The 22,989-nt window shown below is 60.9% G+C and carries 24 protein-coding genes; 10 read left to right on the top strand and 14 right to left on the bottom strand.

What is annotated here, in order from left to right:
* The first annotated feature begins 203 nt into the window (after positions 1 to 203).
* Both ACERHN_RS10125 and ACERHN_RS10120 read left to right on the top strand, forming a co-directional pair.
* The gene (locus ACERHN_RS10125; protein ID WP_415922513.1) at positions 204 to 1,805 is read left to right on the top strand and encodes a Hint domain-containing protein; all 1,602 of its coding nucleotides are present in this window, start codon (positions 204 to 206) and stop codon (positions 1,803 to 1,805) included.
* Positions 1,802 to 2,878 (top strand): Hint domain-containing protein, encoded by a 1,077-nt coding sequence (locus ACERHN_RS10120; protein ID WP_415922512.1) that lies wholly within the window; start codon positions 1,802 to 1,804, stop codon positions 2,876 to 2,878. The genes ACERHN_RS10125 and ACERHN_RS10120 overlap by 4 nt, the downstream gene beginning before the upstream one ends.
* Here ACERHN_RS10120 and ACERHN_RS10115 read toward each other — a convergent pair.
* On the bottom strand, positions 2,875 to 3,210 hold the full coding sequence (locus tag ACERHN_RS10115) for a hypothetical protein (RefSeq protein WP_415922511.1): 336 nt from the start codon (positions 3,208 to 3,210) through the stop codon (positions 2,875 to 2,877). The genes ACERHN_RS10120 and ACERHN_RS10115 overlap by 4 nt on opposite strands.
* A gap of 77 nt (positions 3,211 to 3,287) precedes the next feature.
* Here ACERHN_RS10115 and ACERHN_RS10110 point away from each other — a divergent pair, with 77 nt between their 5' ends.
* Positions 3,288 to 3,680 (top strand): rhodanese-like domain-containing protein, encoded by a 393-nt coding sequence (locus ACERHN_RS10110; protein WP_415922510.1) that lies wholly within the window; start codon positions 3,288 to 3,290, stop codon positions 3,678 to 3,680.
* On the opposite strand, the gene dapD is transcribed toward ACERHN_RS10110, so the two are convergent.
* The gene (gene dapD, locus ACERHN_RS10105) at positions 3,681 to 4,508 is read right to left on the bottom strand and encodes a 2,3,4,5-tetrahydropyridine-2,6-dicarboxylate N-succinyltransferase (protein ID WP_415922509.1); all 828 of its coding nucleotides are present in this window, start codon (positions 4,506 to 4,508) and stop codon (positions 3,681 to 3,683) included.
* Between the two features lie 136 nt (positions 4,509 to 4,644).
* Here dapD and ACERHN_RS10100 point away from each other — a divergent pair, with 136 nt between their 5' ends.
* A complete protein-coding gene (locus ACERHN_RS10100; protein ID WP_415922508.1) occupies positions 4,645 to 5,487 on the top strand; it encodes a TIGR00730 family Rossman fold protein in 843 nt (280 codons plus the stop codon).
* Positions 5,488 to 5,552: 65 nt separating this feature from the next.
* The gene (locus ACERHN_RS10095; protein WP_415922507.1) at positions 5,553 to 5,870 is read left to right on the top strand and encodes a hypothetical protein; all 318 of its coding nucleotides are present in this window, start codon (positions 5,553 to 5,555) and stop codon (positions 5,868 to 5,870) included.
* On the opposite strand, the gene ACERHN_RS10090 is transcribed toward ACERHN_RS10095, so the two are convergent.
* From ACERHN_RS10090 to ACERHN_RS10065, 6 genes are all read right to left on the bottom strand, one after another.
* Entirely contained in the window at positions 5,867 to 6,079 is a 213-nt protein-coding gene (locus tag ACERHN_RS10090) for a hypothetical protein (RefSeq protein ID WP_415922506.1), read from the bottom strand. The genes ACERHN_RS10095 and ACERHN_RS10090 overlap by 4 nt on opposite strands.
* 121 nt (positions 6,080 to 6,200) lie before the next feature.
* Complete coding sequence (locus tag ACERHN_RS10085) at positions 6,201 to 6,998, bottom strand: hypothetical protein (protein ID WP_415922505.1); 798 nt, start codon at positions 6,996 to 6,998, stop codon at positions 6,201 to 6,203.
* Between the two features lie 123 nt (positions 6,999 to 7,121).
* Positions 7,122 to 7,967 carry a hypothetical protein gene (locus tag ACERHN_RS10080; protein ID WP_415922504.1) on the bottom strand — a complete coding sequence of 282 codons (846 nt, stop codon included), beginning with the start codon at positions 7,965 to 7,967 and terminating at the stop codon, positions 7,122 to 7,124.
* Positions 7,968 to 8,078: 111 nt separating this feature from the next.
* Complete coding sequence (rlmN, locus tag ACERHN_RS10075) at positions 8,079 to 9,260, bottom strand: 23S rRNA (adenine(2503)-C(2))-methyltransferase RlmN (RefSeq protein ID WP_415922503.1); 1,182 nt, start codon at positions 9,258 to 9,260, stop codon at positions 8,079 to 8,081.
* A gap of 128 nt (positions 9,261 to 9,388) precedes the next feature.
* A complete protein-coding gene (locus ACERHN_RS10070; protein ID WP_415922502.1) occupies positions 9,389 to 9,955 on the bottom strand; it encodes a carboxymuconolactone decarboxylase family protein in 567 nt (188 codons plus the stop codon).
* Between the two features lie 157 nt (positions 9,956 to 10,112).
* Positions 10,113 to 10,643, bottom strand: a complete 531-nt coding sequence (locus tag ACERHN_RS10065) for an invasion associated locus B family protein (RefSeq protein ID WP_415922501.1) — start codon at positions 10,641 to 10,643, stop codon at positions 10,113 to 10,115.
* 176 nt (positions 10,644 to 10,819) lie between these two features.
* Here ACERHN_RS10065 and ACERHN_RS10060 point away from each other — a divergent pair, with 176 nt between their 5' ends.
* Positions 10,820 to 11,812 (top strand): asparaginase, encoded by a 993-nt coding sequence (locus ACERHN_RS10060; RefSeq protein ID WP_415922500.1) that lies wholly within the window; start codon positions 10,820 to 10,822, stop codon positions 11,810 to 11,812.
* A gap of 97 nt (positions 11,813 to 11,909) precedes the next feature.
* Here ACERHN_RS10060 and serB read toward each other — a convergent pair whose 3' ends face one another.
* The 3 genes from serB to ACERHN_RS10045 form a co-directional block, all read right to left on the bottom strand.
* Entirely contained in the window at positions 11,910 to 12,788 is an 879-nt protein-coding gene (gene serB, locus ACERHN_RS10055; protein WP_415922499.1) for a phosphoserine phosphatase SerB, read from the bottom strand.
* Between the two features lie 101 nt (positions 12,789 to 12,889).
* Positions 12,890 to 14,065 carry a nucleotide sugar dehydrogenase gene (locus ACERHN_RS10050; RefSeq protein WP_415922498.1) on the bottom strand — a complete coding sequence of 392 codons (1,176 nt, stop codon included), beginning with the start codon at positions 14,063 to 14,065 and terminating at the stop codon, positions 12,890 to 12,892.
* A 261-nt stretch (positions 14,066 to 14,326) separates the two neighbouring features.
* Positions 14,327 to 15,271 carry a UDP-glucuronic acid decarboxylase family protein gene (locus ACERHN_RS10045; protein ID WP_415922497.1) on the bottom strand — a complete coding sequence of 315 codons (945 nt, stop codon included), beginning with the start codon at positions 15,269 to 15,271 and terminating at the stop codon, positions 14,327 to 14,329.
* A 465-nt stretch (positions 15,272 to 15,736) separates the two neighbouring features.
* On the opposite strand from ACERHN_RS10045, the gene ACERHN_RS10040 reads away from it, so the two are divergent.
* The 4 genes from ACERHN_RS10040 to ACERHN_RS10025 all read left to right on the top strand — a co-directional run bounded on the left by ACERHN_RS10040 (position 15,737) and on the right by ACERHN_RS10025 (position 20,162).
* The gene (locus ACERHN_RS10040) at positions 15,737 to 16,876 is read left to right on the top strand and encodes a phosphoserine transaminase (protein WP_415922496.1); all 1,140 of its coding nucleotides are present in this window, start codon (positions 15,737 to 15,739) and stop codon (positions 16,874 to 16,876) included.
* A 123-nt stretch (positions 16,877 to 16,999) separates the two neighbouring features.
* The gene (gene serA / locus ACERHN_RS10035; protein WP_415922495.1) at positions 17,000 to 18,595 is read left to right on the top strand and encodes a phosphoglycerate dehydrogenase; all 1,596 of its coding nucleotides are present in this window, start codon (positions 17,000 to 17,002) and stop codon (positions 18,593 to 18,595) included.
* A gap of 33 nt (positions 18,596 to 18,628) precedes the next feature.
* On the top strand, positions 18,629 to 19,369 hold the full coding sequence (locus ACERHN_RS10030) for a Stf0 family sulfotransferase (RefSeq protein WP_415922494.1): 741 nt from the start codon (positions 18,629 to 18,631) through the stop codon (positions 19,367 to 19,369).
* A 43-nt stretch (positions 19,370 to 19,412) separates the two neighbouring features.
* The gene (locus tag ACERHN_RS10025; RefSeq protein WP_415922493.1) at positions 19,413 to 20,162 is read left to right on the top strand and encodes a metallophosphoesterase family protein; all 750 of its coding nucleotides are present in this window, start codon (positions 19,413 to 19,415) and stop codon (positions 20,160 to 20,162) included.
* Here the strand turns inward: ACERHN_RS10025 and tdh are convergent.
* From tdh to ACERHN_RS10010, 3 genes are read right to left on the bottom strand one after another with little or no spacing between them, the layout of a single operon-like run.
* Entirely contained in the window at positions 20,159 to 21,184 is a 1,026-nt protein-coding gene (gene tdh / locus ACERHN_RS10020) for an L-threonine 3-dehydrogenase (protein WP_415922721.1), read from the bottom strand. The two genes, ACERHN_RS10025 and tdh, sit on opposite strands and share 4 nt — an antisense overlap.
* Positions 21,185 to 21,189: 5 nt before the next feature.
* Positions 21,190 to 21,798: a class I SAM-dependent methyltransferase gene (locus ACERHN_RS10015; protein WP_415922492.1), complete on the bottom strand. Its 609-nt coding sequence runs from the start codon at positions 21,796 to 21,798 to the stop codon at positions 21,190 to 21,192.
* Entirely contained in the window at positions 21,795 to 22,982 is a 1,188-nt protein-coding gene (locus ACERHN_RS10010; protein WP_415922491.1) for a glycine C-acetyltransferase, read from the bottom strand. Before ACERHN_RS10010 ends, ACERHN_RS10015 begins: the two co-directional genes overlap by 4 nt.
* Positions 22,983 to 22,989: the final 7 nt, after the last annotated feature.

Genomic DNA, 22,989 nt, shown 5'->3' with positions numbered 1-22,989 from the left:
CGCACCCTGCTTTGAAATACAGAGTTAACAGCCGGTTAATGCCTGTGCTAGGCTGCTCCAAACAATATGACCCGAGGCAGGGCATTCAGCAGTCCGGTCGCCAACGTGTGACCATCAACGTGCAAAAAGCACAATTCCGATGACATGGGGCAAAACCCCATGCGCTGCGTGTGTTCGTGTCTCCCGAGGTGGGTGGGCAGAAAATGGTAGCAGCGTCGGAACTTCCGATCCAAACAGTGCGCGAAGGCACAGATGCCGAGGATATGGCCAACGCCATTTTCGGCGATGGCGTGCAGGTCGTGAACGCCTCTTATACGGGCGACATCGACAGCGCGGGCATCTATTCCAATGGCGACAGCGTGGCGCCCGGCGTCACACCCAGCGATACGGGCGTGATCCTGTCGACCGGCAACGCCGAGAGCTTTACAAACTCGTCCGGGGACGCAAACCAGAATACCAACACGTCTGCCAACACCACCGGACAGAACAACAACGCACAGTTCAACGCAGCCGCTGGCGCTCCGACACGGGACGCGGCCTATCTCGACATCGACTTCATCCCCGACGGCGACGTGATGACGATGCAGTTCGTCTTTGCGTCCGAAGAGTACCCGGAATTCCAGAACTCGATCTATCAGGATTTTGTCGGGGTTTGGGTCAACGGCCAGCTGATCGAGATGGAAGTGGGCGACGGTGACACCGACCCCGGCAACATCAACACAACCAACAACATCAACATGTTCGTCAACAATACGAACAGTGACTTCAACACCGAGATGGACGGGTTCACCATCACCCTGACCCTCACAATGCAGGTTGAGGCGGGCGACCTGAATTCCATCCGTATCGGGATTGCGGACGTCGCCGACAGCAACTTTGATTCGAACCTGTTGATCGCCGGTGACTCGATCCAGACGTCGCTGGTGGCCGTGGGCGACGATGTGAACGTGTTCCCAGAAGGCGTGACATCGTTCAACGTGCTCGACAATGATGTGGCACCCAATGGCAGCACGCTGACCATCACGCATATCAACGGCCAACCGGTCAGCTTTGATCCAGTCACAGGCATCGGGACAACCGTTGTCCTGCCCACAGGACAGGAAGTCACCGTCGGCCCGAACGGTGAGCTGACGGTCGCCGGGGACGGGGACGAAGAAGACTTCAACTTTACCTACACTGTCACCGACGGGAACAATACGGACACCGGTTTTGTCAACGCCACCTCGGTCCCCTGTTTCGTTGCAGGCACGTTGATCGACACCGCAGAGGGGCGCGTCCCGGTCGAGACGCTGACGCCCGGCGATATGGTGATCACGCAGGATGACGGCCCGCAGCCCCTGCGCTGGATCGGAACGCGCTCTGTACCCGCAACTGGTGATTTCGCCCCGATTCACATCCGTGGCGGCACCTTCGGTGCGCATGGCGACGTCATGGTGTCCCCGCTGCACCGCGTCCTTGTGCGCGACAGCCTCGCAGAGCTACTCTTTGGCGAAGCGGAAGTTCTGGTGGCTGCAAAGGATCTGGTGAACGACCATTCCGTCCTGCGCCGCGAAGGGGACGAGGTCACGTATGTGCACCTCATGTTCGACCGGCATCAGGTCGTGTTTACCGAAGGGCTGGCGACGGAAAGTTTCCTGCCCGGACCACAAACAACGAAAAGCCTGGAACAGGAAGTGGTGCGCGAAATCTGCGCCATCTTCCCGGAACTGGACCCGGACACTGGCGCGGGCTATGGCACCGCCGCCCGCCGGACCCTCCGTCATTTCGAAGCGGATCTGCTGCGGAAGGCTCAGGCCGCCGCATGACCTGGATCGGGCTCAGCGACCACGCGGGCGGGCGCTTTTCGCCCACAGGCCTCGGCCGTGGCAAGCTGATGCGGCCCGGCAAGGTGCTGGAGCGTGGCACGCTGATGCTCGAGACCTTCATCGCGGGCGAATTGCGACCGCATGATCTGTTGTCCCTGTCGCAACACTTCCCCATCAAGCGCGAGATTGCGTTCCGCGCCGTACCCGGCGGTGGCTTTGCGTTCGTGAACCAGCAGGGCGACGCGCTGACCCACGCCGCCGTGTCGTGGTCCGGCGACGGGCGCCCGCACAGTCTGCGGCTCAACTATTCCTGGGACACGCGGTTGCGGTGGGGGCGGCTGACCCTCGAACAACCTGAACGCACATTGGTACGGTCCAGCACCGTGCGGGATCCAAGCCCCATCCTGACCGAAGACATCCGCGACCTGATGTTGGGGAACGCGCAGCGCAAATTGTCCAAGGAAGTCCTCTTTTCCGCGGCAACGAGCGGCATCGTTCCCATCGGGCCGCTGCCATCGCTCCATCCGGCGACGCCGATTGCGACACCCAGCGGATACCGCGATGCCGCGTCGTTGCGGCGGGGTGATCTGGTGCTGACGGACCGGGGTCAGACGTCGCAGGTCCTCCATGTCGTGCGCTACTCCGTACCTGCGCGGGGCAGCTTTGCACCCGTTCGTCTGCACGCGCCCTATTTCGGGCTGCAACGCGATATCGTCGTCGCCCCGGAACAGCGGTTGGTGCTGCGCGGATCAGAGGTGGAATACATCTTTGGCGAAGAGGCCGTTTTGGTGCCCGCCCGCCACCTAGTGAACGGATACGCCGCCACGTGGCGGCCATCGCAATCTGTTGCCGATTATGTGCAAGTGGTCCTGCCCCGTCACGAGGCGCTGCTGGCCGCCGGAACGGCGCTGGAAAGTCTCTATATCGGGCGTATTCGCCGGAAACCCGATCTGCACGCGGCCAGTGTTCTTGCGGGTGTTCCGGACCGTGAACTGCCCGAACACGGCGCGCCTGTGCATCAGGTTTTGCGGTCGTTCGAAGCGATCACCCTGATCGAACAGCGCGCGGCCTAACCCTCGTCAAAGAACGGCGTGACCTGCGCCACGATCACCGCGTTTTCATCCAGCGCCCGCTTCATCAGCGCCCGTTCTTCCGCGTCAATCTCGTGCCCTTCGGACAACCGTTCATCCAAAGTACCATAGCCGGTCACGTCAAGCGGCGCAGTGTCCGCCTGTTTGAGGATCGCGACCGTTTCCCGCACGGCCTCCGCCTCGTCCACACCGCTGGAATAGATAACAAGGGCCGCACCAGTGGCCGCGTCAGGAAGGCCATCACCGTCCTTGCGCCCGATTTCGACGAGCAGCGTATAGACCTGCTGCCGCGATGGTTTCTTGTCCTTGCTCATGACATCGCCGTAACTTGCCCCGTGCGCGTTGGCAAGCATCGCGCCAGCGTCAGTGCCACACAGCGGAGGAACGAAGAATGAAACGCGTCAAGGATATGGTGGCCGCGGCCAATAGCACGGTGGATCACGCCCCCGCCAGCGCGCTGATGGACCTTTACGGGCAGGGCGACGTGACCTTTGTCGATTTGCGCGACCCACGTGAATTGGACCGCGAAGGGATGATCCCCGGCGCGTTCCACTGCCCGCGTGGGATGCTGGAGTTCTGGATCGATCCCGAAAGCCCTTATGCCAAACCGCAGTTCCAAACCGGCAACCGGATCGTCTTCTACTGTGCCTCGGGGTGGCGGTCGGCGCTGTCTGCGCAGGTGGCGCAAGAGATGGGCCTGCCGAATGTCAGCCACATCGAGGACGGGTTTTCCGGATGGAAAAAGGCCGGCGGTCCCGTCGGGGACAAACCGGCCAAATCCTGATCAATCGCGGAGCAATTCGTTGATACCGGTTTTCGAACGGGTCCGTTCGTCCACCCGCTTGACGATGACGGCGCAGTACAAGTTGATACCGTTTTTGGACGGCATGGAGCCTGCGACAACCACCGAATAGGGTGGGACTTCGCCATACATGACCTCACCGCTTTCGCGGTCCACGATCTTGGTCGACTGGCCGATGAACACACCCATGCCAAGCACCGAACCCTCGCGCACGATGCAGCCTTCGACCACTTCGGACCGCGCCCCGATAAAGCAGTTGTCTTCGATGATGGTCGGGCCCGCCTGCATCGGCTCAAGCACGCCGCCGATACCCACGCCACCGGACAGGTGCACGTTCTTGCCGATTTGGGCACAGCTGCCCACGGTGGCCCATGTGTCGACCATCGTGCCCTCATCCACATAAGCGCCGAGGTTCACAAAGGACGGCATCAGGACCACGCCGGGCGCGATGAATGCCGACTTGCGCACGACACAGTTCGGCACGGCGCGAAAGCCTGCGCCTTTCCACTCCGCATCGCCCCAGCCCTTGAACTTGCTGTCGACCTTGTCCCACCAGCCACCGGCCTGCGGGCCGCCGTCATGCTGTTCCATGTCCTTGATCCGAAAGCCCAGAAGCACAGCCTTCTTGGCCCACTGGTTCACGTGCCAGCTGCCATCCTCTTGCCGTTCGGCCACACGCAACGACCCGCTGTCGAGCGCGTTCAGCGTGTCTTCGATCGCCTCGCGCTGTTCGCCACTGGTGGCGGGCGTGATGGTATCGCGGGCTTCCCACGCGGCTTCGATGGCGGTTTCAAGCTGTGCGTTGGACATGGGTGTTCTCCATTCGGTCAATCGCGGCGCTTAGACAACAATCACGCGCCGCTTGCAATGATGGCGCGCAGAGGGCTCTGGGCAAGCCTGCTGTCTCGGGGTACGCCTATACGGTGCTGACAAGGAGCCCATCACGATGAAAGACGACCGCCAAAGCCCGTTCCGCGATGCTCACATGGACCGCAAGGCTGCGGAGGGTGTGCCGGATACGCCGCAAACGCGGTCTCCGGCCTATGCGCTTGCCTTTGCGGACGAAGAGTTCCTGTGCCGCGATGAATTGCGGCCCGTGCGGTTGCAACTGGAACTGCTCAAGCCCGAAATGCTGATGAACGAGGCGGGCATTGAATCCACCATCGTCCTGTTTGGTGGCGCACGTATCCCCGATCCCGTCGACAAGGCATCGGCCCGCACCGAAACGCTTGCCGATCTGAGCCGATTCTATGACGAAGCCCGCACATTCGCCCGCCTGATGACGGAAAAATCCATGGCCTCCGGCGGTCGCGAGAATGTCGTGGTTACGGGTGGCGGACCCGGCGTGATGGAGGCAGGCAACCGCGGTGCTGTCGATGCGGGTGGTCAGTCCATCGGTCTCAACATCGTGCTGCCGTTTGAACAGGCGCCGAACCATTATGTGACGCCGGATCTGTCGTTCAACTTCCACTACTTCGCGATCCGCAAGATGCATTTTCTGATGCGCGCGCGCGCCATCTGTGTCTTTCCCGGCGGGTTCGGGACGTTGGATGAATTGTTCGAAGCGCTCACCCTGATCCAAACAGGGCGGATGGAACGGGTGCCGTTCCTGCTCTTTGGTCGTGCCTTCTGGGAAAGCATCATCAACTGGGACGCGCTGTCGGACGCAGGCACGATCTCGGCCGACGACCTGGATCTGTTCAAATTCGTCGAAACCGCAGAAGAGGCGATTGCCGAAATTGAGGGCTGGGGCGACACAGCCAAACGCGGATCTGTGCCAGGACGTTGAAATCGCGCCCGTTTTCACCCATATGTGATGTGGGTGAGGGCGAAATGCCCATGGAGGTGTCACACATGACACAGACAAATGACAAAGCGCAGGCCGAAACCGTCGCTGAACAGCTGGACGTGATCCGCGCGGATATGGCCCGGCTCGCCGAGATGATTGCCGCATTGGCCACGGAAAAGGCACAAGGCGCAAAGAATACGGCACAGACGGTGTCGCAACAGGCGCGCGAACGTGCCGATGTGTATCGGGCCGAAGCAGGCCAGCGTGCATCCGCCGCCTATGAGGCCAGCCAGAACGCGATCCGCAAGAACCCGGTCACCGCCGTGGCAGTCGCCGTTGGCGCCGGTGTCCTTCTGGGTCGTTCAGTGCTGCGCCGGTTTTAAGCACACAGCTCAGACGGCAGCGGACACACCGGCACGCGGTGCGGCAGCGTTTCCAGAACGTCGCCCGCATCCGTTTCCCGAATACCATAGCCCATGCCCGCAAGACGGTGCTTCCACTCGCGGCGCGACAGCGCCAGTTTGCGTTCGCGGCTGACGATTTCCAGCACTTGTGCTGCGATAAAGCTGTCTTGTTTTACAATGATCGACATTTTTCCGTCGCTCCATTTCCAGTTTCCCTGAAGCGACCCTGCAAGCGGACCAAGGCGGGATTGGTGCGCAAACGGGAAAAGATTGTGACCATTTCACGAACAATGGCCGAGCGGACCGGATTTAATACGTGATCAGTTCGTCAATCTTCCGGCGCAGCTCTTCCAATGCCGCTGCCTTGGCATCCTCTGGCGATATGCTGGTTTCGGATCCGGGAATGAAAGGGCCAGGGAAGCTCAGACCGCTGCGGATGTCCGCCATCTCCCGTTCGATCTCCTGCACACGCCGCTTTGCCTCGTCCCGCTGGAGCCCACGCCCGACAGGCCCGGACAGGTGTACCGGAACTTCAGGGTCGTAATACGCCCTGTAATAGGGCGAAAGCCAGATGACGTCGTCATGGAATTTGCCGTCAACACAGACGCCTGTGGTGTCAGAATAGAATTGTACAGCCATCGGAACGAGCAGGAAAATATCCCCTGGCAATGCCCCTCCGACCAGCTTGATCCTGAGGGCAACGACATCCGCCTCATAGCTGACTTCATAGCTGACAGTGCCCTGATGGTTTTTCTCGATCTCAGCCCAAGGGACGCTCACCGCCGTTGACCCCAGTTGCTTGCCCAGTTCCGCTGACAATTGGCGCGACGTCCGGAAACCAGTGGCTGCGGCAAACGCATCCAATGTCTGTTGCCGGCTCTTGTTGGTGGGCTTGGTGAACCCCACCGGGGTTTTCTGCGCCTTCCCAAAGACGATCAAGGCGGGCCCAACCACGAGATTGCCCATCTGGTCCACGCGGCGCTGGCGCGACGTTCCGGTTTGGCAGTCATACCAAAAAAACGTCTGTCTCGTCTCATGATACAAGGCCCGCGACGCCGGGAAATCCTCAGGCTTGTCCACATTTCCCGCAATGACCTGGCCACCCATACCGGGCATGCCAATGGAAAACGGCTCAAAGTCGAGCGTTGCATCACCAAGTTGCATCATAATCTCCTGTTCTGCATTCCCACCGGCCTGTCGTCACCATCGCCACGCACATCGAAATTTGCGTCAGTCGTTCGAGATCTTGTTCAACTGCTTTTTGTATCTGCGGTGGAGCTTTTCGGTTTCCCGGATACGCCTACGCAAATCCCCCTCTTCCTCTTTGGATCGTTCGGACCCTTCCCGCTCGAGCATTTGGGCCAGCTTCGCCTTGAGGACGGTCAAATTTCTTTCGTATTGCGCCACCCGTTCCTTGAGGCGTTTTCGCACAGCGTCACGCATGTCGGGATCAACCGGGTTCAGCCCACGTCCATTCAGCGTGACCACCTCGCCGTAAATCAGGGTCTTTGTGCCGGACTTGTTGCATTTGTTGAACACGGTCACAGTGTAACTGACGTGATAGGGGACCGCGGCGAACATCGTGCCTGGAAAACGATTTGGTTTCGGCACCAGCTCAAACGAAAGCCACTCAACCAAAGCGGCGACGCGAAACGACTTCTTGCGTCCAATCTTGGCGAATATCTTATCAAACGGCACCTTTGCCGAATAAACCCCAAAACGCTTGTCGAGGTCTGCGGCCATCTTGAACATGTCGTCATAACCGCTGGCCGCCAACAACGCGTCGCGATAGGCGATCGTTGCTTTCTTTGTTGCTTTGCCTGATGCGTTGGTGCCCACGAATTTCATCTGGCGCCCGATTTCAAATTGACCCTGTTCATTCAGCAGATCACTGGTGACGACACCTGTCGCACAATCGTATTGCGCGACGCTCAACGTGGTAAGGTCATGCAACTGGCGCAACATCGCCAATTCAAACTGCCGGCGCGTGCTAGTGCCCCGATAGCTGTCCAGAATCTCTTCGGACGGATCTATGGGCAGTGCATCAAAACGGGCGGTCCCGATCTTCAATTCCATGGCTCACAATCCCGGTGTAAGCGCGCAAAACACCCGCGCATATTGCATTTAAATGCAATATTATGAGCACGTCATCAGTCTGTAGAAAAGACAGCAGCGTTGACCTTTGGCCTACGCGGACCCCAACCCGGCCTCTGCTGCAATCTCCTTGCGCGACTTGCGCGCCCGCTCTGTGGCCGACTTCAACTGCCCGCAGGCAGCCAGAATATCCTCACCTCGTGGTGTCCGGATGGGTGAAGCATAGCCCGCCTGATAGATGATGTTGGCAAAGGCCCGGATGCGGTTGTTCGACGACCGGGTATACGGCGCGCCGGGCCATTCGTTGAACGGGATCAGGTTCACCTTGGCCGGAATGCCCTTGAGCAGTTCCACCAACCGGTGCGCGTCCTCATCGGTATCGTTGACCCCATGCAGCATCACATATTCAAACGTGATACGCTCCGAATTGCGCCCCTTCGGATACGCCCGCAGCGCGTCCAGCAGCGTCTCGATGTTCCACCGTTTGTTGATCGGCACCAAGCGGTCGCGCACCTCATCCGTCGTCGCGTGGAACGACACCGCCAACTGGCACCCAATCTCATCCGCAGTCCGCGCGATCTCGGGGACAACGCCCGACGTGCTCAACGTGATCCGCCGACGCGACAACTGAATGCCCTCTTCGTCCATGCAGATCTTCATCGCGTCGCGCACGTTCTCGAAGTTATACAGCGGCTCGCCCATGCCCATCAGCACGATGTTCGACAGCAGGCGCGTCTCGTCCTTGGGCGCGCCCGGCACCGGCCATTCGTCCAGATCGTCACGCGCCATCATCACCTGACCGACAATTTCCGCCGCCGTCAGGTTCCGCACCAACTTTTGCGTCCCGGTGTGACAGAACGAACAGGTCAGCGTGCAGCCCACCTGGCTCGACACGCACAGCGTCCCCCGATCTTCTTCCGGGATATAAACAACCTCGACCTCGTGACCCCCTGCAATGCGCACCAGCCACTTGCGCGTGCCATCCACGCTCACCTGCTTTGACACGACCTCCGGGATTTCGATCACAAAGGCCTCCGCCAGTTGCGCACGATACACCTTGCTCAGGTTGGTCATCACCGCAAAGTCACGCACGCCCCATTGGTAGATCCACTGCCAGATCTGCCCCACACGCATCTTCGCCTGCTTTTCCGGTGTCCCGTGGGCGATCAACGCATCCCGCATCTGCGCCCGTGTCATTCCGACAAGGTTCACCGGACCCTCCGGCAATTTCCGGGGGATCGTCAAAACGTCCTGCGTGATCGGCGCGTCAGCCATACCAGTATCCAGTCCTTGGGGTGATGCGCCCCTATATAAGAAAAGCGCAGGCAATCAAAAGAGATTCCCTGCGCTTCTTCTGGCTGAAAATACCACGGGGGTCTGGGGGCTGGCCCCCAGTCCACCTTTTATTCCGCAGCGATGGCCTTGGGTTCCCATGCAAACGGCGCAAATGCTGCATCCGTCGGTGTGTCGAAAATCGCGTTGGTGAAATTCGACATGACCTTCTGTGCCACGATCAGGATCACATCCAAAATCGCTCGTTCGTCATACCCGGCCGCCAGAAACGCATCGAGTGCCGCCGCACCGGGGCGTCCATGGGTCTCGCGCACCGCAAGGGTAAAGTCGCGCAATGCCTCAAGCTTGGCGGGCAATGGTGTCTCATCCCGCAGCGCATTCACGATATCGTCGTCAATCTTCTCACGCTTCGCGATCCCGGTATGGGCGGGCACACAGTAGTGGCACGCATTGGCAACGTTTACCGTCATCCACACCACGGTACGCTCTTCTGGGGTAAAGGCCGTGCCTTCAATCGCAAGCCGGTGCAGGTGCTGATATCCCTCCAGAAGGCCAGGGCTCGCCGCCATAACGCCATGCAGGCTTGGCAGGCGACCAAAGGCCTTGATGGAATTTTCCAAAAGCGGTTTCGAAGCCTCGGGGGCTGTTTCGAGGTCGTGTACAGTCGTGGTGACCATGTCGGTCTCCTTTCCGGTTTCCATGCACACCGACTTAGTTGAGGACCAAACAGTTCCCAACAGCCCGAAACGCAAACGGGGCCGTGCATTCCTGCACAGCCCCTCGCATCTTCGTGATTTGATGTGCGCCCCGCGTGATCCGCCGGACCGCAGGCGATCAGCCGCCGCAGCGTCCCTCGGCATCTTCAACCGCAGCCGTAAACCCAAGCAGGGAAAACGTGTCCTTCGTCTGCGTTCCGCGGCTCGATACGCCCGTGACCACCGCATCCGCACCGCGCTTCATCGCGGTGACGATCTTGGCATCATCCGCCACGGTCGCAGGCCACGCCCACTCACCATCCGTAAACAGCTCGAAAGCATTCCCGCTGATATTCATGTTGACCGTTGATCCCGGACGGAACGGATACCCTCCGGTAAACGCCACCTGACCCTTGGCTCCGGCACTCGGGCGGTAAAACACCATGAGCAGCGTCTGCCCCCGTGTCACCGCAACAACGCGACCATCGCGCGTGTTCACCGTTTCCTTTGGCGTGGCCACACCCCAACACTCGGTCGGGTTGTCTTCGACAAAAACGCTCCAATCCGTCTTTGCCGCCACACGGTTCGTGCTTTCCTCCTGCGCCAGCGCAGGCGTGGCGATGAGCGACAAGATGCCAGCAGTTTTGGCCAGTTTCGCAAAAATTCCCATTGTCACAGCCTCCAAGCTGTCCAAACCTCAATTTCAGTCCCCCGCGATGACTGCGTCATTGGTGCGCAATCTATTGCCGCAGCGGTATTTCTTCTCGACAAGTGGCACATTAACGTGAAACGCGCGACGCTGGAAAGAAGATTTGGCAGCTTTTCGCCAACACGTGAGGAAAAATCATGCCCCATGCCGCAGGCCCCGCCGCCCCGCTCGCCGAAATCTGGCGCGGTGCGTTTCTGGAAAGCATTCATATGGGCCATGCCGTGGTCTGTGATGCGGGCGGAGAGATTGTCGAAGCCTGGGGGGATCCAAACGCGGTGATCCTGCCGCGTTCATCGGCCAAGATGATCCAGGCGCTGCCCCTGATCGAAAGCGGCGCGGCCACCGCCCATGATCTGAAACCGATGCACCTGGCGCTGGCCTGTGCGTCCCACAATGCCGCGCGTATCCACATTGATCCCGTCGCAGCGTGGCTCGAGGCCATCGGGCGCAACGACGATGACTTCTGCTGTGGCCCGCAAATGCCGCGCGACAATGATGTGCATGATGCGCTGATCCGCGATGGCGCACCGATCTGCCGGATTCACAACAATTGTTCGGGCAAGCACGCGGGCTTTCTGACCCTGTCCAAACATCTTGGCGCAGGCCCCGATTACGTGGATCCCGACCACCCGGTACAGCGCGCCTGCCTCGAGGCGTTCGAGCGGATGACCGGGGAAACCTCACCCGGCCACGGCATCGACGGCTGCTCCGCACCCAATTTCGCAAGCACCCTGCACGGCATGGCCCGCGCCATGGCCAAGTTCGCAGCGGCGGGCGAAGGCAGTGCCGCACACAACCTGACCCGGGCGATGGCCACATATCCCGAGCTTGTCGCCGGAGAAGGCCGCGCCTGCACGCGCCTGATGCGCGCGATGAACCACAAAGTGGCGATCAAAACCGGTGCCGAAGGGTTCTTTATCGCGATCCTGCCGGAACAACGGCTGGGCATTGCGCTCAAAGTAGCCGATGGCGCCACCCGCGCTGCCGAATGCGCGATTGCGCAACTGCTGATCCGTCACGGTGCGCTTGATCGTTTCCACCCCGAAGCCATCGCCTACACGAACGGACCCATTCAGAACTGGGACGGCAAGACCACTGGCCATATGCGCGCGGCACCTGACCTGCTCTGACCCCGGCGAACGGCACCCGAATCCAGAACCGACTGTCCATGTTTCTTCTGGCCAAAAATACCACGGGGGACGGCCAAAGGCCGGGGGGCAGAGCCCCCTACACGGTCACAAAATCGTCCCGCGTATAGCCCTGAAGGTACAACAGCGCCGTCAGGTCGCCAAAATTCACCCGAACATCGCATTGCGCCGCGACCGCGGGTTTGGCGTGCAGCGCAACGCCCATTCCGGCCCGCCCCAACATCCCCAGATCATTGGCCCCGTCACCAACGGCCAGAACATCCGCCTCGGTCAGACCCAACCGCCCGGTGATCTCCTCAAGCGCATCCACCTTGGCCTGCTGTCCCAGGATCGGCATCCCGACCCCACCCGTCAGCTTGCCATCATCCACCAGCAGCGTGTTGGCCCGGTTTTCGTCAAACCCAAGCTGCCGCGCCACCGCAGCCGTGAACGCCGTGAACCCGCCCGACACAAGCGCGGCATATGCCCCGTTCGCCTTCATCGTCGCGAGCAGTGTGGCCCCACCGGGCATGTAGGTAATGCGCGTCGCCAACACCTGATCAATCACCGTCTCCGGCAAATCCCGCAGCAATCCAACGCGCTCGCGAATGGCTGCTTCGAAATCCAGTTCCCCGTTCATGGCCCGCGCGGTGATGTCCTTCACCCGATCACCAACACCGGCCACATCGGCCAACTCGTCAATGCATTCCTGCTGGATCATCGTGCTGTCCATGTCGGCCAGCAACATCTTCTTGCGCGGATTGTCCGCTGGCAAAACCACCAGATCAACGCCCATACCCTGCATGTCCGCCCAAACGTCCCAGCGGTTGTCGGGCATCCGGGGCAACGGAAACGCCGCCGCCTCATCAACCGCCAACCACGCCACATCTCCACCGCCCCATGCATTGCGCAGGTTCTCGATCAACACCCCGTCCAGGGACGGCTGGGCGGGATCGGTCAGCAGGGTACAAACATACATGGGCAAAGGGTCCAGGTGATGATGCGAATATAATCTCAGGCCGCGCTATAACCCCCGACCGACAGGGAAACCATCCCGTACGGGCGCGACGGGCCCGGCCTTCAGCTTTCGCCAAACAGGTCGCGGGTAAAGACGCGGTCTGACACATCCTCCAGCTCTTCGACCAGCCGGTTCGCAATGATGACGTCGGCTTGCGCCTTGAACCGCGCCAGATCACGTTCGACCCGCGACCCAAAGAACAGGTCATCTTCCAACGCGGGTTCATAAACGACCACTTCGATGCCCTTCGCCTTGATCCGCTTCATGATCCCCTGAACAGAGCTTTGGCGGAAATTGTCCGACCCGGCTTTCATGACCAACCGGTGCACCCCAACAACCTTGGGCGATTTCGCGAGGATCTGTTCCGCGATGAAATCCTTGCGGGTCCGGTTCGCTTCCACAATTGCGGTCATGATGTTCTGTGGCACAGCCGAGTAATTCGCCAGCAGCTGTTTGGTGTCCTTGGGCAGGCAGTACCCACCATAGCCAAACGACGGGTTGTTATAGTGTCCGCCGATGCGCGGATCGAGGCTCACACCTTCAATGATCTGCTTTGCATTCAGCCCGCTGCTGAGCGCATAGCTGTCCAGTTCATTGAAGTAAGCCACCCGCATCGCAAGATACGTGTTCGCAAAAAGCTTGATCGCCTCCGCCTCGGATGACCCGGTAAAGAGCGTTTCGATATCCGTTTTGACAGCGCCGCCAGCAAGCAGGGCGGCGAATTTCCGGGCACGCTCGCTTTGTTCGCCGACGATGATCCGCGACGGGTGCAAATTGTCAAACAGCGCCTGCCCCTCCCGCAGGAACTCCGGGCTAAACACCACCTGATCGGTGTTAAGCCGCGCGCTGACGTCGTCGCAGAAGCCGACGGGAATGGTGGATTTGATGATGATGCAGGCGTGGGTGTTCACCGCGATCACGTTCTTGATCACTGCCTCGACGCTCGACGTGTCAAAGTAATTCGTTTCGGGATCGTAATTTGTAGGTGTCGCCACAATCACGAACTCGGCGTCTCGAAACGCCGCCGCACCGTCCAGGGTCGCATGCAGGTCGAGATCACGATTGGCCAGAAAATCTTCCATTTCGGCATCCACAATCGGCGACTTGCGTGCGTTGAGCATATCCACACGCTCAGATGACAGGTCTGTCGCCACAACGGTGTTGTGCTGCGCCAGAAGAACCGCATTGGAAAGACCAACATAACCGATGCCGGCAACTGCAATTTTGGTTTTCGTCATAACGTGGTGCCTTACGTCGAGGGTCCTGAAATCCGTAGGCAGCGTGAGCCAGGTGCGATGTCCCGCGCCTTCGGGTCCCGTATCGCGGTGTCATAGACCCGGACCCGTCCACGGCCAAGACGCTATGGTCGGAAATCAAAAGCTGTGCGGCAAAGATGCGCCAGTTGGGCGCGCGTTCTGCCTACGTCGGCCAACCGGGAAACAAGTCAGACAGACGGGCGTTTGGCCACACCCACCGAAACAACCGCCGCCGCGTATCGGTCAGCCCTTGGACAACAGCTCTTCGAAGTAAGCGATCGTTTTACCCAGCCCATCACGCAGCTTTTGCTTTGGCTCCCAATCCAGCAGCTCCCGCGCAAGGGCAATGTCCGGTTTGCGCTGCTGCGGATCGTCCGAGGGCAGGTCTTCGAACACCACCTTCGACTTGCTTCCCACCATATCGGTGATGTTTTCCGCCAATTCGAGGATGCTGTATTCGCCCGGATTGCCCAGATTGACGGGGCCCGTCACCTCCGGACCGGTGTCCATCAGGCGGACGAACCCTTCAACAAGGTCATCGACGTAACAGAACGACCGCGTCTGCGAACCGGTCCCGTAAACGGTGATGTCCTTGCCTTGCAGCGCCTGCACGATGAAGTTCGATACAACCCGCCCATCCGCAGGATGCATGCGCGGACCATAGGTGTTGAAAATCCGCGCCACCTTGACGTGCAGCTTGTGCTGTCGGTTGTAGTCGAAAAACAGCGTTTCCGCACAGCGCTTGCCTTCATCATAGCAGGAGCGGAGGCCCCGGGGGTTCACATTGCCCCAATACGTCTCCGGCTGCGGATGCACCTCTGGATCGCCATAGACCTCGGATGTGGAGGCCTGGAAAATCGGGACCTTGAGCCGCTTGGCCAGGCCCAACATGTTGATCGCGCCCAAAACACTCGTCTTGGTCGTCTGCACCGGGTCATGCTGGTAATGCACGGGCGAGGCGGGACAGGCGAGATTGTAAATCGCATCCACCTCGACATAGAGCGGAAAGGTCACATCATGCCGCAGCAGTTCAAACTGCGGGTGACCATGCAAATGCAAGACGTTGTTCTTTGACCCGGTAAAGAAGTTGTCGACGCACAGCACATGACTGCCCTGTTCAATCAGCCTGTCGCACAAATGAGAGCCGAGGAAGCCTGCGCCACCTGTTACAAGGATCGTATCGGTCATGTCTCAGCTTTCGAATTGGACTGCAGCACGTGCATAGCGGGGCCGGCAAACACTGCAATATATAATGTGCCGCAGGTCAATATGCTTTGCCGTCTCCCAGCGCCGCCACAGACGCGGCCAACCGGGCCCGAAAGTCCCGGGAAAAGTGACACGGCATCTCCAATGCGACCTACCCCATGGCCGCGAAAGCCTGTGTCCGTACAAGACGTTTGACACTGCGGCAACGCACAGACGCGCATCCAGAGGAGGGAGACGCTGGCCCTTCCCATACGCCCATCCCTCTTGTGACCCCGGCGCGCCATTTGCGTCTATCGGAAACCTGCGGCCCCACCTCACACCCCTGAATACGCAACGACCGCAAGAATGCCGTTCTTTTCGGGTTGCTGATTCCCCCGTCATTCCATAGCTGTGGCCGTGGGACACCCTTCCCCAACGAAGGGCGCATATCTGTAAGGATAACATCAGATGGCTATCACTGTTCCGGCCACGCGGCCGGCAAATCCGCGTTTTTCATCCGGCCCTTGCGCCAAACCCCCGACATTCACGCTGCAATCGCTCGCCGACGCGCCCCTGGGTCGCTCGCACCGTGCAGCCGTGGGCAAGACCAAACTCAAAGCCGCGATCGAGGAAACCCGCGATCTCCTCGGTGTGCCCGCCGACTACAAGATCGGCATCGTCCCTGCGTCCGACACGGGTGCGTACGAGATGGCCATGTGGTCGCTTCTGGGCGAACGCCACGCAGAAATGGTGGCCTGGGAAAGCTTCGGCGCAGGCTGGGTCACGGACGTCGCCAAGCAACTGAAAATCGAACACACCGTCCACACCGCCGACTACGGCGACATCGTGGATATGGCCGCGCTCAACTATGACCACGACGTCTGCTTCACCTGGAACGGGACAACATCCGGCGTGCGCATGCCAAACGGCGACGCGATCCCCGCCGACCGTGCCGGTCTGACCCTGTGCGACGCGACCTCCGCCGCCTTTGCCATGGACCTGCCCTGGGACAAGCTGGATGTCACGACCTTCAGCTGGCAAAAAGTGCTTGGCGGAGAAGCGGCCCACGGAATGATCATCCTGTCGCCGCGCGCCGTCGCACGGCTCGAATCCTATACACCGCCATGGCCAATGCCCAAGATCTTCCGCCTGACCAAGGGCGGCAAGCTGATCGACGGCATCTTCGAAGGGGCCACGATCAATACACCCTCAATGCTCTGCGTCGAAGACTACCTTCAGGCGCTGGACTGGGCCCGCAGCGTGGGTGGCCTGCAAGGGCTCATCGCACGCGCAGACGCCAATGCCAAAGCCATTGCCGATTTCGTGGCGGCACATGACTGGATCGAAAACCTCGCATCCGACCCGGCCACGGCCTCCACAACATCCGTCTGCCTCAAGTTCACGGATGACCGCATCACCGACGGCGCAGCCTTCGCCAAAGCCGTTGCCAAGCGCCTCGCCGACGAAGGCGTGGCACTCGACATCGGCGCGTATCGCGACGCCCCTCCGGGCCTGCGCATCTGGTGCGGCGGCACGGTCGAGACGGCCGACATAGACGCCATGCTGCCATGGCTGGCCTACGCATTCGACGCCGAAATCAACGCCTGACCGCCCTGCCTTCTTCTGGCTGAAAATACCATGGGGGAGGCCGCAGGCCGGGGGCAAAGCCCCCTTACAAAACAGCGTGGGCGCAGCCCGCATTTTGACACCGACCGACAAAGGACCACACACATGGCTCCCAAAGTACTCATCTCCGACAAGCTCTCCGCCGCCGCCGTCCAGATTTTCAAGGATCGCGGCATCGACGTGGATTTCGAACCCGACCTGGGCAAGGACAAGGAAAAACTGGCGCAGGTCATCGACCAATATGACGGCCTCGCGATCCGCTCCGCCACGCGCGTCACGCCAACAATTCTCAAGAACGCCGGCAACCTCAAGGTGATCGGCCGCGCGGGCATCGGGACCGACAATATCGACAAGGACGCGGCCTCCAAAAAGGGCGTGATCGTCATGAACACGCCCTTCGGCAACATGATCACCACCGCCGAACATGCGATTGCAATGATGTTCGCTGTCGCCCGTCAGATCCCCGAAGCCTCCTCCTCCACCCATGCCGGCAAGTGGGAAAAGTCCAGGTTCATGGGCACCGAACTCACCGGCAAGACCCTTGGCGTGATCGGCGCGGGCAATATCGGTGGTATCGTCTGCGACCGTGCCCGCGGCCTCAAGATGAAGGTGCTGGCCTTTGACCCCTTCCTTGGGCAGGAAAAGGCCGAAAAGATGGGTGTGGAAAAGGTCGAACTGGATGACCTGCTCCAGCGCGCCGACTTTATCACGCTGCACGTTCCCAAGACCGAACAGACCGCCAACATGATCACCGCCGAAAAGATTGCGATGATGAAACCAGGGGTGCGGATCATCAACTGTGCGCGCGGTGGCCTCGTGGACGAGACCGCCCTGGCCGAAGCACTGAAATCCGGTCACGTCGCTGGCGCAGCCTTTGATGTGTTCGCCGAAGAGCCCGCCAAGGAGAACCCGCTCTTTAACCTCCCCAACGTCGTCGTCACCCCGCACCTCGGGGCCGCCACCACCGAGGCGCAGGAGAACGTCGCGCTGCAGGTGGCCGAGCAGATGGCGAACTATCTGCTGACCGGTGCCGTGGAAAACGCGCTGAACATGCCGTCCGTCACCGCCGAAGAGGCCAAGGTGATGGGCCCTTGGCTCAAGCTTGCCGGGCACCTTGGCTCCTTTACCGGCCAGATGACGGACGAGCCGATCAAGGCGATCAACATCCTCTATGACGGTGTTGTGGCCGGAATGAACCTTGAGGCGCTGAACTGCGGCGTGATCGCGGGCATCATGAAAAAGGCCAACCCGGATGTGAACATGGTCTCCGCACCGATTGTGGCCAAGGAACGCGGGATCAAGATCTCGACCACCAATCAGGACAAATCCGGCGCCTTTGACGGCTATATCAAGGTCACCGTGGTCACCGACAAACGTGAACGTTCCGTGGCGGGTACGGTGTTTTCGGACGGCAAACCCCGGTTCATTCAGATCAAGGGCATCAATATCGACGCCGAGATCGGCGCCAACATGCTCTATACCACCAACGAGGACGTACCGGGCATCATCGGCCTTTTGGGGAACACGATGGGCGCCAATGGCGTGAACATCGCGAACTTTACCCTGGGTCGGGCCGATGTGGGCGGAGAGGCAATTGCGCTTCTCTATGTTGACAACCCGATCCCCGAGGACGTGCTGAAAACGCTCCAGGGCACTGGGCAGTTCACACAGGTCAAACCGCTCGCCTTTGACGTGGCTTGACGCAGGATGGGCAGTATTGCCCATCCTACCCACATGACCGCACGCAGCTACATCATCTGCACGGCACCTCGCAGCGGCTCGACCATGCTCTGCGGGATGCTCCGGGCCACAGGTGTGGCTGGCCAGCCTCAAAGCTATTTCCACAGGCCCGACATACCCAGTTGGGCCCGTGGGCTTGGGCTCGAGGGTGACGCTCCCCTGACCGACATCATCGCAGCGGTGAAGGCCACCGGCACACAGGGTCTCACTGGTATACGCCTGCAACAGCATAGCCACGCCTATATGATGCACGCCCTGCAACACTATGGTGACACCGACCCAGAACGCATCGACGCCGCCTTTGGCCCCACCCGCTACATCTGGCTGCGCCGTCAGGACAAGCTGGCTCAGGCCATCTCACTCCTGCGTGCCGAACAGACCGGCCTGTGGCACCGCAACGCCGACGGTTCCGACCTCGAACGGATCACACCCGCGCGCGACACAGGTTATGACCCGGACGCGATCACAGCCCAGATCGCCAGGTTTGACGCCGCCGACCGCGCCTGGCTCAACTGGTTTGCTGACCACAGCATCGCGCCCTGGTCACTCACCTACGAAGACCTCGTCGACACCCCCCAGATCGCGCTGCGCATGATCCTGATCCACCTCGGTCTTGATCAGGACATCGCCGATACCATCACGGTCCCAACCCAAAAACTCGCCGACGCGACGAGCGACAATTGGACACAAAGATATCAGGCCCATCGCCTCGCCAATCGCGGCGAATCCGGGTAATGCTGCACCTGCAAAGTTATTTCCAAGTGCCCGGGTATTTTTCATGACCACCCCTCTCTATGCGATCGGCGATATCCACGGCCAAAAGGCCGAGTTGGACCGCGTCCTCAAACTGATCGAATCCGACGGCGGCACGGACGCGAAAATCGTGTTCCTTGGCGACTACACCGACCGCGGCCCCAACAGCCATGCCGTGCTCGACACCCTGATCGACGGCAAGGCGCAGGGGCGCGACTGGATCTTTCTCAAGGGCAACCACGACCGCATGTTCGAGTGGTTCATGGAAGTGCCGCCGCGCAGTGACCCGTACATGATGGTGTCGCTCTACTGGCTGCACGAGCGGCTGGGCGGGGACACGACGCTGGAGTCATATGGCGTGCATGTGAAGGGGGACCGGCGGGCAAAGGATGTCCACGCCGAAGCGCTTGCTGCCGTCCCGCAGGCGCATGTTGATTTCCTGCGCAGTCTTCAGCTGACCTATGAGACCGATGATCTGTTCTTTGCCCATGCCGGGATCCGACCCGGTGTGCCGCTGGATCAACAGGATGAAGAGGACCTGCTCTGGATCCGCAAGGAATTCCACGATGCCACCGAACCGCATCCCAAGCTGATCGTGCACGGGCACACGCCCATCCATGAGGCGACACATTACGGCAATCGGGTGAACCTCGACACAGCCGCGGGTTATGGCAAACCGCTGACCGCCGCCGTGTTCGAAGGAGACCGGGTGTTCCGCCTGACCGAAGCGGGGCGCAGGCCTCTGATCCGCGCAGGCGGCGTCGCCGCAGCCTAGGTCCAGTCCAGCACGACCTTGCCTGACGACCCCGACTTCATCGCGGCAAACCCGGCCTCGAAATCCGTCGCGGCGAACCGGTGTGTGATCACACCCGACACGTCCAGACCGTTTTGCAGCATGGCGATCATCTTGTACCAGGTCTCGAAAATCTCACGTCCATAGACGCCCTTGATCGTGATCGCCTTGAACACGATGCGGGACCAATCCACTGGTGATCGTCCCGGCGGAATGCCCAGCATCGCGATGCGCCCGCCCATGGTCATCGCCTCGACCATCTGATCGAACGCGCGGGCGTTGCCCGACATCTCGAGACCCACATCGAAGCCTTGAGTCATCCCAAGGCCACTGACCACGTCCGCCAGATCCTGTTGCGCCACGTTCACCGGCACCACGTCCGCCACATGGGTGGCAAGGCGCAGCCGGTCGGCGTTCACATCAGTGATCACCACGTGCCGCGCGCCCACATGACGCGCCACGGCGGCGGCCATGATGCCAATGGGGCCTGCCCCGGTGATCAGCACATCCTCGCCCACCAGATCAAAGGACAAGGCGGTGTGCACCGCGTTGCCTAGCGGGTCGAGGATCGCGCCGATATCGTCGTCAATCTCATCCGGCAAGGGCACGACGTTGAACGCAGGCAAGCGCAGATATTGCGCAAACGCGCCCTGCTCATTCACCCCGATCCCGCGTGTCGCCGGATCAAGGTGGAACCGACCCGCACGGCTTTGCCGCGATGTCTTGCCGATCAGGTGCCCTTCACCGGAACACCGCTGCCCAAGCGCAAGGTCATGCACGTTGGACCCCAAATCGACGATCTCACCCGCAAACTCATGCCCGGTGATCATCGGCGTGGGCACAGTATCTGCCGCCCATTCGTCCCAGTTCCAGATGTGGATGTCCGTGCCGCATATCCCTGTCCTGGCCACACGGATCAGGACGTCGTCCGGGCCAATCTCCGGCACCGGTGCCTCCACCTGCCACAGCCCTTCACGCGGGTGCGTCTTCTCGAGCGCGATCATCTGGTTCATGCCCGCTCTCCCTTTTGAAACACCAGCCAGGTCCACGTTACGCCACGCACCACATTGGCCGCTTGCAACGACCCGGTATTCACCCGGCGGACCAAGGTCAGACCGAGGGCAGTGCCGTTGGTCACCGTGGCATCCGTGTCAATCGGCGCCGTTGGCCGGTCCGGGTGACCCGTCCCGTGGCGCAGGGACAGGACGATGCGTCCGCCATCCGCCAACAATCCAGCCAACCGTGTCAGCGCAGTCCGGCGGTCGGTGGGGTCAATGTGCTGCCAGACGCCATTCACGAGGATCAGGCCGAAACTGCCGCGCACGGATTTCAGTGCCGGCAGGCTGTCGCGCAGGATCGTCGCGGCCGGCACGCGGCGCATGGTTTCCGACACAAAGGCTGCGACCGGATCAACGGCTGTGACCGTGTGCCCCTGCGCCGCGCACCATTCCGCGTCACGGCCATTGCCCGCGCCCACGTCCAGCACGCGCGCAGGTGCGCCCGGCAACAGGTCGCGCACCCCGGCGTAAATCCGGTCAGAGGGCACCGCATCATATTGGGCAATCAGCGCAGGGGCCTGCGCGGCGTATCCGTCAATGGCATGGGTGTTCAGGCTCATGAGATCACCCCGAGCGCACGGCCCACAGTGGCAAAGGCCGCCAGCCCGCGGTCCAGATCGTCACGGGTGAGGGCGGCGTTCATCTGCGTGCGAATGCGCGCCTGCCCTTTGGGCACAACCGGAAAGAAAAAGCCCGACACGTACACGCCGTGGTCAAACAGCTGCGCCGCCATGTCCTGCGCCAATTGCGCCTCGCCCAGCATCACGGGAATGATCGGGTGTTCACCGGGCAACAGGTCAAAGCCAAGCGCGGCCAGACCGGTCCGCCAGTACGTGGCATTGTCGAAAAGCTGTGCGCGCAGGGCGTCGCCCTCTTCGACCAATCGGATGGCTTCGATGCCTGCTGCGACGATGGCAGGCGGCAGGGAGTTGGAGAACAGGTAGGGCCGCGCGCGCTGGCGCAGCAGGTCGATCACCGGTTGCGGTCCCGCGATATACCCGCCGATGGCACCACCCAGCGCCTTGCCGAGCGTGCCGGTCAGGATATCCACATCAACCCCGAAATGCGCGGGCGTGCCTGCGCCCTTCGGCCCCATGAACCCCGTCGCGTGACAATCATCCACCATGACCAGCGCGTCATAGCGCGTCGCGAGCGCCGTGATCTCCGGCAGTTTGGCGAGGTAGCCGTCCATCGAGAACACACCGTCGGTGGCAATCATTATGTGCCGGGCGCCGGCATCGCGGGCCGCGCGCAACTGCGCCTCCAGATCGCCCATGTCCGAGTTGGCATAGCGGTAGCGCTGCGCCTTGCACAGGCGGATGCCGTCGATGATCGACGCGTGGTTCAGCGCGTCCGAGATGATCGCGTCTTCGGGACCTAAAAGCGGTTCGAACACACCACCATTTGCGTCAAAGCACGCGGCAAATAGGATCGCGTCATCCTTGTTCAGGAACCGTGCCAGCCGCTGTTCCAGTTCCCGGTGCAGGTCCTGCGTGCCGCAGATGAACCGGACGGAGGCCATGCCAAACCCGTTCTCATGCATCGCCCGCTCTGCCGCCGTGATCAGGTCCGGGTGGTCGGCAAGGCCGAGGTAGTTGTTCGCGCACAGGTTCAGCACATCACGATCCCCGACCCGCGTGCGCGCGGCTTGAGGTGCTGTGATCTCACGCTCGCGCTTCATCATGCCGTCCGCTTCGATCTGCGCGAGCGTGTCGGTTACCTGGGCGAGGAATCGTTCGGTCATGTGAATG

It is taken from the genome of Tateyamaria rhodophyticola, from assembly GCF_047777875.1.
In the GTDB taxonomy this organism is placed as follows: Bacteria; Pseudomonadota; Alphaproteobacteria; order Rhodobacterales; family Rhodobacteraceae; genus Tateyamaria.
This window is presented reverse-complemented; position numbering and strand designations above follow the sequence as displayed.

Bases quoted from the DNA above. Each gene is read 5' to 3' on its own strand.
- ACERHN_RS10125 (WP_415922513.1), top strand. From the start codon at position 204: ATGGTAGCAGCGTCGGAACTTCCGATCCAAACAGTGCGCGAAGGCACA.
- ACERHN_RS10120 (WP_415922512.1), top strand. From the start codon at position 1,802: ATGACCTGGATCGGGCTCAGCGACCACGCGGGCGGGCGCTTTTCGCCC.
- ACERHN_RS10115 (WP_415922511.1), bottom strand. From the start codon at position 3,210: ATGAGCAAGGACAAGAAACCATCGCGGCAGCAGGTCTATACGCTGCTC.
- ACERHN_RS10110 (WP_415922510.1), top strand. From the start codon at position 3,288: ATGAAACGCGTCAAGGATATGGTGGCCGCGGCCAATAGCACGGTGGAT.
- dapD (WP_415922509.1), bottom strand. From the start codon at position 4,508: ATGTCCAACGCACAGCTTGAAACCGCCATCGAAGCCGCGTGGGAAGCC.
- ACERHN_RS10100 (WP_415922508.1), top strand. From the start codon at position 4,645: ATGAAAGACGACCGCCAAAGCCCGTTCCGCGATGCTCACATGGACCGC.
- ACERHN_RS10095 (WP_415922507.1), top strand. From the start codon at position 5,553: ATGACACAGACAAATGACAAAGCGCAGGCCGAAACCGTCGCTGAACAG.
- ACERHN_RS10090 (WP_415922506.1), bottom strand. From the start codon at position 6,079: ATGTCGATCATTGTAAAACAAGACAGCTTTATCGCAGCACAAGTGCTG.
- ACERHN_RS10085 (WP_415922505.1), bottom strand. From the start codon at position 6,998: ATGGGTGGCCAGGTCATTGCGGGAAATGTGGACAAGCCTGAGGATTTC.
- ACERHN_RS10080 (WP_415922504.1), bottom strand. From the start codon at position 7,967: ATGGAATTGAAGATCGGGACCGCCCGTTTTGATGCACTGCCCATAGAT.
- rlmN (WP_415922503.1), bottom strand. From the start codon at position 9,260: ATGGCTGACGCGCCGATCACGCAGGACGTTTTGACGATCCCCCGGAAA.
- ACERHN_RS10070 (WP_415922502.1), bottom strand. From the start codon at position 9,955: ATGGTCACCACGACTGTACACGACCTCGAAACAGCCCCCGAGGCTTCG.
- ACERHN_RS10065 (WP_415922501.1), bottom strand. From the start codon at position 10,643: ATGGGAATTTTTGCGAAACTGGCCAAAACTGCTGGCATCTTGTCGCTC.
- ACERHN_RS10060 (WP_415922500.1), top strand. From the start codon at position 10,820: ATGCCCCATGCCGCAGGCCCCGCCGCCCCGCTCGCCGAAATCTGGCGC.
- serB (WP_415922499.1), bottom strand. From the start codon at position 12,788: ATGTATGTTTGTACCCTGCTGACCGATCCCGCCCAGCCGTCCCTGGAC.
- ACERHN_RS10050 (WP_415922498.1), bottom strand. From the start codon at position 14,065: ATGACGAAAACCAAAATTGCAGTTGCCGGCATCGGTTATGTTGGTCTT.
- ACERHN_RS10045 (WP_415922497.1), bottom strand. From the start codon at position 15,271: ATGACCGATACGATCCTTGTAACAGGTGGCGCAGGCTTCCTCGGCTCT.
- ACERHN_RS10040 (WP_415922496.1), top strand. From the start codon at position 15,737: ATGGCTATCACTGTTCCGGCCACGCGGCCGGCAAATCCGCGTTTTTCA.
- serA (WP_415922495.1), top strand. From the start codon at position 17,000: ATGGCTCCCAAAGTACTCATCTCCGACAAGCTCTCCGCCGCCGCCGTC.
- ACERHN_RS10030 (WP_415922494.1), top strand. From the start codon at position 18,629: ATGACCGCACGCAGCTACATCATCTGCACGGCACCTCGCAGCGGCTCG.
- ACERHN_RS10025 (WP_415922493.1), top strand. From the start codon at position 19,413: ATGACCACCCCTCTCTATGCGATCGGCGATATCCACGGCCAAAAGGCC.
- tdh (WP_415922721.1), bottom strand. From the start codon at position 21,184: ATGATCGCGCTCGAGAAGACGCACCCGCGTGAAGGGCTGTGGCAGGTG.
- ACERHN_RS10015 (WP_415922492.1), bottom strand. From the start codon at position 21,798: ATGAGCCTGAACACCCATGCCATTGACGGATACGCCGCGCAGGCCCCT.
- ACERHN_RS10010 (WP_415922491.1), bottom strand. From the start codon at position 22,982: ATGACCGAACGATTCCTCGCCCAGGTAACCGACACGCTCGCGCAGATC.